This window comes from Neisseria iguanae, assembly GCF_003013245.1.
Taxonomy (GTDB): Bacteria; Pseudomonadota; Gammaproteobacteria; order Burkholderiales; family Neisseriaceae; genus Neisseria; species Neisseria iguanae.
In genome coordinates, this window is sequence record NZ_PXYY01000109.1 from 1 (window position 1) to 7,566 (window position 7,566).

General features: G+C 44.3%; 6 protein-coding genes and 1 pseudogene. 4 read left to right on the top strand and 3 right to left on the bottom strand.

Annotation, left to right across the window (positions count from 1 at the left end):
- A partial coding sequence (locus C7N83_RS12240) for a transposase (RefSeq protein ID WP_211296615.1) occupies positions 1-316 on the top strand: 316 nt, incomplete at its 5' end.
- A gap of 236 nt (positions 317-552) precedes the next feature.
- Here C7N83_RS12240 and C7N83_RS12245 read toward each other — a convergent pair.
- Positions 553-1,527, bottom strand: a complete 975-nt coding sequence (locus tag C7N83_RS12245) for a PhoH family protein (RefSeq protein ID WP_106742974.1) — start codon at positions 1,525-1,527, stop codon at positions 553-555.
- A gap of 330 nt (positions 1,528-1,857) precedes the next feature.
- The gene (locus C7N83_RS12250) at positions 1,858-2,424 is read right to left on the bottom strand and encodes a tetratricopeptide repeat protein (RefSeq protein WP_106742976.1); all 567 of its coding nucleotides are present in this window, start codon (positions 2,422-2,424) and stop codon (positions 1,858-1,860) included.
- A gap of 231 nt (positions 2,425-2,655) precedes the next feature.
- On the opposite strand from C7N83_RS12250, the gene hisC reads away from it, so the two are divergent.
- The 3 genes from hisC to C7N83_RS12265 all read left to right on the top strand — a co-directional run bounded on the left by hisC (position 2,656) and on the right by C7N83_RS12265 (position 7,380).
- Positions 2,656-3,732: a histidinol-phosphate transaminase gene (gene hisC / locus C7N83_RS12255; RefSeq protein WP_106742977.1), complete on the top strand. Its 1,077-nt coding sequence runs from the start codon at positions 2,656-2,658 to the stop codon at positions 3,730-3,732.
- 20 nt (positions 3,733-3,752) lie between these two features.
- A complete protein-coding gene (gene hisB, locus C7N83_RS12260) occupies positions 3,753-4,694 on the top strand; it encodes an imidazoleglycerol-phosphate dehydratase HisB (protein ID WP_106742979.1) in 942 nt (313 codons plus the stop codon).
- Positions 4,695-5,334: 640 nt separating this feature from the next.
- Complete coding sequence (locus tag C7N83_RS12265; protein ID WP_106742980.1) at positions 5,335-7,380, top strand: right-handed parallel beta-helix repeat-containing protein; 2,046 nt, start codon at positions 5,335-5,337, stop codon at positions 7,378-7,380.
- A 9-nt stretch (positions 7,381-7,389) separates the two neighbouring features.
- Here C7N83_RS12265 and C7N83_RS17135 read toward each other — a convergent pair.
- Positions 7,390-7,566 (bottom strand): annotated as a pseudogene (locus C7N83_RS17135) (IS481 family transposase); the annotation flags it as partial.

The window sequence follows — 7,566 nt, forward strand, 5'->3', positions numbered from 1 at the left end:
GCTTAAAAACAAAACCGATGCTGCAGGCGCAATTCACAACGGCAAACTGCTCAACCGGGTTGGGTCTTTGCTATTGCCGGAATTACCTCAAAACAGTGCGGCCGTGACGGATAATGCCGCGTTTCATGAAAGAGCTGATATTCAAGATTTAATTGAAGGTACAGGTCATACGATTTTTTGGTTACCGCCTTATCGTCCTGACTTTAACCCTGTTGAAAAATATTGGGCTCGGATTAAGAAAATACGTCAGGATTGGCGGCTTGACTGCATCGATACCCTTTTCTTTTACTTTATGCGGATTTGTACTGTTTTTTAATTTCTTTGACTATATTTTTTGACTAACCGAGGTTCAAATGAGCAGTCTCTGTCCTGTGGAATACTTAACCCTTCATCGCATAACACTCGGGATAGTCGGTTTAAATCTTCTGGTGTTTTGAGCCCTTTAGCGAGTGCTTTGATTTTTCCTTCGTTCATAAAAAATACCTGTATCTGATTAAGATTATTATCTCAGAAATAGGTATTTACACAAAGTTTAGTATAGACTCATAAAACTCATTCCACACAGTTGCCTGCTTCGGCTTCTTCTGCCGCCTCGTAAGCCTCAACGATTTTCTGCACCAACGGATGGCGCACTACGTCTTCGCTTGTGAAGGTGTGGAAATACAAACCTTCCACACCGGCGAGTTTTTCGCGCGCATCTTTCAGGCCGGATTTTATGTTGCGCGGTAGGTCGATTTGGCTGATGTCGCCGGTAATGACGGCTTTTGCGCCGAAACCGATACGGGTCAGGAACATTTTCATCTGTTCGGGTGTAGTGTTTTGTGCTTCATCAAGAATCACATACGCGCCGTTCAGCGTGCGTCCGCGCATATAAGCGAGTGGCGCGATTTCGATTAAGCCTTTTTCCATCAGCTTGGTTACCTTATCAAATCCCATCAAATCATACAGCGCGTCATACAAAGGGCGCAGATATGGATCGACTTTTTGTGCTAAATCACCCGGCAGAAAACCGAGCTTCTCGCCTGCTTCCACTGCCGGACGCACCAACACTATGCGTTCGATTTGGTGTTTTTCTATCGCATCCACCGCTGCCGCAACAGCCAAATAGGTTTTGCCGGTACCGGCAGGTCCTAAGCCGAACACGACATCGTGATTGAGTAAGGCGCGAATGTAGCCGTTTTGACGCGGCGTACGGCTACCGATGCTGCCGCGTTTGGTACGGAAATAATATTGGTGGCTGAGGTGTTTTTCTTCGTGTTTTTCGTCGGCGGTTTTAGCTTCTACAGCAGCCAACTGAATCATATGGTCGTCCAATTCGCCTTTTTCGGCAGCTTCCGCCAAAAGCAACAAAGCACGGCGGCCTGCATGGGCAAGTTCGCCCATAAAAGTGAAATGTTCGAAACGGCGGCTGATTTCAATGTCCAAGGATTTGGCTAAGGTTTCCAAATTGCCGTCAAGTGCGCCGCACAGGCGTTGCAGCACGGCATTGTCGATGTCTTCAAATTGCGTATGAATGGTATGGCCCATATTTTTTCTTTTCTCAACCAGGTAATTCCTGTTCTACTGTTATAAGGCTTGGCAGACAAAAATTCAATGCGTAGCGGAGAGTTTTTTACACCAAATTTGGCATCTCGTAATCACAATAAAATACAATTCATTATTATTTATACTTTAAACACCGGACAAAAGGCCGTCTGAAAGTTTAACAAAGAAATTCATTATGGATAATATCCAGCAACAATACCAAACCAACAAAGCCGACCATCAGGGTGGGTATTTCCCGCCCATAATTAGGCCGTCTGAAATATTAATTTTCAGACGGCCTTTTATTACCTTTTATATAAACGCATCTGCCAATTACAATTCAACATTCAAACGCTTCAATGCCACACGCGATTCTTTATCGCCGACAGCGGCAGATTTTTGATACCATGCAATCGCTTCCTGCAAATCCTCGCTTTCGGACAAGCGGCCTAAAGCGGTCATGGCAGGAGCCGAATAAACATCGCCTTGCCGGGCGGAAAGTTGATACCACTTCAACGCCAGCTCGCGCTCTTGCTCGACACCAATGCCTTGTTCATAACAATAGCCCAGCCAAAATTGGCCGGTTACATCGCCCCATTGCGCTGCTTTACTGAATTCGGCTACAGCCCGGCGGGCATTTTTCTCCACCCCGTACCCGTTTAGATACATCATGCCGATGTACCGCGGCGCGGTCATGTGGCCGGCGGCAGAGGCTTGGGTAAAATAAGTCATCGCCTCGGCGTAATGGTGTTGTTCATACGCCTGTACGCCTTTATCCACCAAATTGTTGGTTTGCTGTCGGGCTTGGCTTTCGGTGATGTTTTTAGGCGGTGTATTTTGATTGGATGCATGACAGGCAGTGAGTGCCAGCCCTGTGATGAGAAACGGTATCCATTTCATTGTATTCCCCTGTCCCCAAGTCCAAGTATATTTAAGCTATTTATTAGGCATTATAGGCGGTCTGAAAAAAATATTGTTGCTAATATAGCTGTTTTTATGTGCTTTTTATGTTACATTACAATTTTTTGCGCGTATCGTCGTATTCATAACATTTGGTGTTGCATTCGCATTATCAATAAAAATCTGCGAAAACTAACACCCTAATCCCCTATTATTTAGGAACCACCCACCATGTCTGCACTTGATTTTATCCGCGACGATGTTAAAGCGATGTCTGCTTATTACGTTGCCGATTTACCAAAAGACTTTATCAAATTAGATTCGATGGAAAGCCCGTACCACCCGTTTACCTGTTCGTCTGAACTGTTAAACCAATGGACGGCGCTGCTGGCTCAGACCAATATACATCTGTATCCTAACCCTGCCGCCAGCGGCCTGCAGGAAGCCTTGCGAGAAGCATTTGAGATTCCGCAAGCAGCAGCCGTAGCTTTAGGCAATGGTTCGGACGAATTGATTCAATTCATCACCCTCCTGCTGGCCAAACCGGGGGCCACCATGCTGGCGGTGGAGCCAAGCTTTGTAATGTACAAACAAAACGCGGCTTTGTTCGGCATGAATTATGTAGGCGTGCCACTGAATGATGATTTTACGCTCGATTTACCGGCAGTATTGGCTGCAATGGAAACGTATAACCCCGCCCTGACTTTTATCGCCTATCCCAACAATCCTACCGGTGTACGTTTTACCCGCGAAGAAATCGAAGCACTGATTCGTGCATCAAAAGGCATTGTGGTGGTGGATGAAGCCTACGGCACCTTCAGCGACGACAGTTTCCTACCGCAAGTAGGTAGCACGGATAATCTGGTGGTGATGCGCACTGTCAGCAAAATCGGTTTTGCCGGCATCCGTATCGGCTATGCCGCCGGCAGCGCAGCCGTTATGAACGAATTGGCTAAAATCCTACCGCCTTACAACATGAATCAACTAAGCTTGGCCACAGTAAAATTCGCCCTGCAACACTTCGAAGTCATCCATGACAATATATTAAAATTAAAAGCCGAACGCGAACGCATATTTGCCGAATTATCGACAATAAGCCGTCTGAAAGCCTTCCCAAGCGAAGCCAATTTTATTACCGTCTGCGTACCTGATGCAGCCGAACTGTTTGAAACCTTAAAACGAAACAAGATTTTGATTAAAAAACTACACGGCAGTCATCCGCTACTGGATCAATGTATCCGTCTGACCATCGGCTTGCCCGAGCAAAATGATGCCATCTTAAACATTATCCGCAAGCTTTACGCTTAAACATCATAAGGTTTGTCACCATGAATAAAATCAAACGCCATTTGGACAATCTGTACCTACTGATTGAAGAAGCCGGCTCCTTAACCAAACTGGCACGTCAGTGCGGTTATGAAAACGCCGCTTCCCTGTCTCAGCTCAAACGACGTCTGGAAGGACAAGTTGACGACGAAAAAGCCCGCGGCATCCGCCCGAGTTTGGCACAAAAGTTGGAACAAGGAATGAGCAAGCGTAAAGGCTGGCTCGACCGCAATCACAGCAAAGACAAAGAAAAAGCCGCCGCGGATGTAGAGACAGCCGAACCCACTAATCTGACCCTGATTCAAGGCGGTATGCCGTCTGAAAACAGTAAAGTACATATTGCCACCGAAGGCCGCTATGTCAGCGTCACGCGTAACACCAGCGAAACCCAAATTACCGTTCAGCTGAACCTTGACGGCAGCGGTATCGGCCGTTTCGACACCGGCGTACCGTTTCTCGACCACATGCTCGACCAAATCGCCCGTCACGGCTTGATTGACTTGGATATCGTGTGCAAAGGCGACTTACACATTGACGACCACCATACCGTTGAAGACATCGGCATCACCTTAGGTCAAGCACTAAAAAAGGTCTTGGGCGACAAAACAGGCATCAGCCGTTACGGCCATGCCTACGTGCCGCTGGATGAAGCCTTAAGCCGTGTAGTGCTCGATCTCTCCGGCCGCCCGGGTTTGGTATACAACATTGAATTTACCCGCGCTATGATCGGCCGCTTCGACGTGGATTTGTTCAGCGAATTTTTCCACGGCTTAGTCAACCACAGCATGATGACGCTGCACATCGACAACCTGAGTGGCAAAAACGCCCACCATCAAGCCGAAACCATGTTCAAAGCCTTCGGTCGTGCCCTACGTATGGCTGTTGAATACGACGATCGCATGACAGGCAGAATGCCCTCTACCAAAGGCACATTAAGCGCTTAAATTCGTGATGCCGAACTCAGACCGTATTTCAGACTGTCTGAAATACGGCTTTTTAATAACCTTCAAAGTCCCAATATCCATAATCAATCTACGACATTGGATTGCGCATAAAATTATAAAATGCTTCAAACCCGTCTGCCGCTGATGATTATTATGTTTATCTTAATAATTTAAACATCCTAAATATTTTTCATATTTTCAGATTAAATTCATTCTACAATATAACTTTTTCTTAACATTATTATTCTCAATATTTGTCTCATGTAATTTCCGATACTTCACCTCCTTCTTTACCATCTCTCAATATTACGTACCTATAATATAAAACCATTTATGATTTTTGATTTATTTAAAATTATTAATATAATAATATTTTATTTAAGCTTAACGATTAATCTCAGCAATTCCCCATTAATCGAAATATTTGACCGAATATCTTTCATTAAGTTAAAATAAACTATAATCTCAGAATTATTTTGATTATTATAAAAAATATAAATCGAATATTACCAATATTGTATAATATTCAGCATTTAAATGCGATATATACTCTTAAATTACTTTAGCCCGAATACATAAACATTCTTTATTAAACTAAAAATAAAGATTTTTTTATTCAATTCTAAATAAAGGAATATTTATGTCTGAACCTGCGAGTCAGATTCCCACCTTAAAAACGTTAATCAGCGCTTCAGCCACGCAACGCAGCAATGATCCGATCTTAACCACCAAAACCACATCCTCAGGCATAACTTATAACGTTTATTCCAATAGCAAACTCGGCGAATATATTGACGCAAGCCAATTCGGTACCGATAAAACCGGTAAAACTGACAGCTCGGCCGCCATCAAAGCTGCGCTTAAAGTTGCGAACCAAGAAAAAGCCGCCGTTTATTTGAGCGGTAAATTATATATTACCGATCAAATCGTCATTGACAAATCTTTGAATCATGTTAAAGGTTTGTTTGGTGACGGCATGGGGGAAACAAAAATCAGTTTTGATACCCAGCAAGACGGTACCTTCAACCCAAATAGCAATGACGACGATATTCGAAAATATGCCGGCATTTTGGTTGATGGTGTTAACAACGTGAATATTTCAAATTTATCCGTCGAATACGTCCGAACCTATGATTTCTATCGCAAAGGCCAAAGCTATTTCGGTAAAGTTACCGGTATTTTAGTCAATGATGCTGACAATACCCTGATTTCGGGTGTTGAAGCTTCCGGTGCCAACCGTGCGGGAATATTGTTTACCTCAACCAGCGCAAGCAGTAAAGACAGCCGCACAGGAGCCACCTATAAAACCCGTGTGGGAAATGGTGAAATCGATGAAACCGATGCCAAATTGCCTTTAGGTGAAAACAACCGTGTTGAAAACAGCTATCTGCACCACAACCGTGTTGGCGGTGTATTAGTGGCCTACCAAGAAGATTTTGTTGCCAACGGCAATATCGCTTCATGGAACGGTTCACAATATGACGGCGGCACAGGTTATGGCCTCGCCGCTTTGGCAGGCACCTACAATTTCGGTATTACCTACACCAACAACTACACCGACCATAATTACCGCAAAGGCTTGGATGTACACGACGGTACGGATATCGTGATTCAAAACAACGTATCCAACGGTGACCGCTTATATGGTATTGCCGTGTATAACCGCCAATATGCCATGGATAATGTGGTGATTAAAGGCAATACCGTTATCCAAGACCCGAGTTTCCGCCTTTATCATGATGACAATTTAGGCCAGTATTACCACGGTTATGCCGGTATTCAACTTGAAACCAACACCCAACGCCGCGACTTACACACTAAAAACAATGCGAACTATGAAATCAGCGGCAACAAAATCAGTGGTTTGGCCGTATATCGAGATGCCTTGCATACTTACGGCATTGAATTTCGTAATCATGAGCACGCCATCGATTACACGGCCAACATCACCGGTAACACCATCGAAGGAACCAGCAGCAAATACTTGATTGCGGCCATCAATGACACCTCGCAACGTGGTGTAAAAGGCGCAGGTTCAGGTACGATTAATATTTCAGGTAATACCGCCAAAATCGGTGAAATTGTTAAAGGCACGGTTCCCATTTATGTGGAAGAAAAGAATGCTTCCGATACTTTGCGCGGAAGCGTAACGGTGAGCGACAATGACATCACCATCAATAAAACCAACGGCGTAGTCGAAGGGGTGCAACTCATCGGTAATGCGGAAACTTACGCCGTGACCGACAATAAACTGACATTAAAAGGTATTTTGGATAAATCCATTATCAGCTTTATCGGCACCAGTAATGAGGAAAGTGCCAGCGTGACCATCAGTGACAATGATCTCACGACCAGCTCGGAAGTCAAGCTGACAGCAGATTGGCTGCAACACAAAAATGCGTCTTATGTGGCCATTGATAATACGCACAACGGTAAAGCCATGAGTGTTTCATCTAATTTAAATACTGAGCAGTTAAAATCTTTCACCGATACCAAAGAAGCAGCCGATGCGGTGGAAAAGGAATTGACGACCATTTTCAACATTGATAAAAATGCATTTGAAAGCAATGCTCTCTTTACTGCTTATGATCAAGTGAAATTAGGTGAAGCCAACGTTTACTCATACGATGCCTTAGATGACACCTATACCATCAACACTTTAAATTCAATCGATTCTGTGATTTAACCAAATGGCTCAGGTATAAGAAACAGCTGCGTTGTTTACACAACAGATTGGGCAGTGAAGCCTGTAAAACCCCGAAAAGCATATCACCTTTCAAACCCTTATGCGGCTTAACCGGATGATAAAAATTCACAAAACGGCATAACGCCTTTTGCTGACGTTCCGAATCCTTAAACGCAAACTTATCCT

Coding starts and splice junctions, on each gene's coding strand:
- C7N83_RS12245 (WP_106742974.1), bottom strand. CDS start 1,527: ATGGGCCATACCATTCATACGCAATTTGAAGACATCGACAATGCCGTG.
- C7N83_RS12250 (WP_106742976.1), bottom strand. CDS start 2,424: ATGAAATGGATACCGTTTCTCATCACAGGGCTGGCACTCACTGCCTGT.
- hisC (WP_106742977.1), top strand. CDS start 2,656: ATGTCTGCACTTGATTTTATCCGCGACGATGTTAAAGCGATGTCTGCT.
- hisB (WP_106742979.1), top strand. CDS start 3,753: ATGAATAAAATCAAACGCCATTTGGACAATCTGTACCTACTGATTGAA.
- C7N83_RS12265 (WP_106742980.1), top strand. CDS start 5,335: ATGTCTGAACCTGCGAGTCAGATTCCCACCTTAAAAACGTTAATCAGC.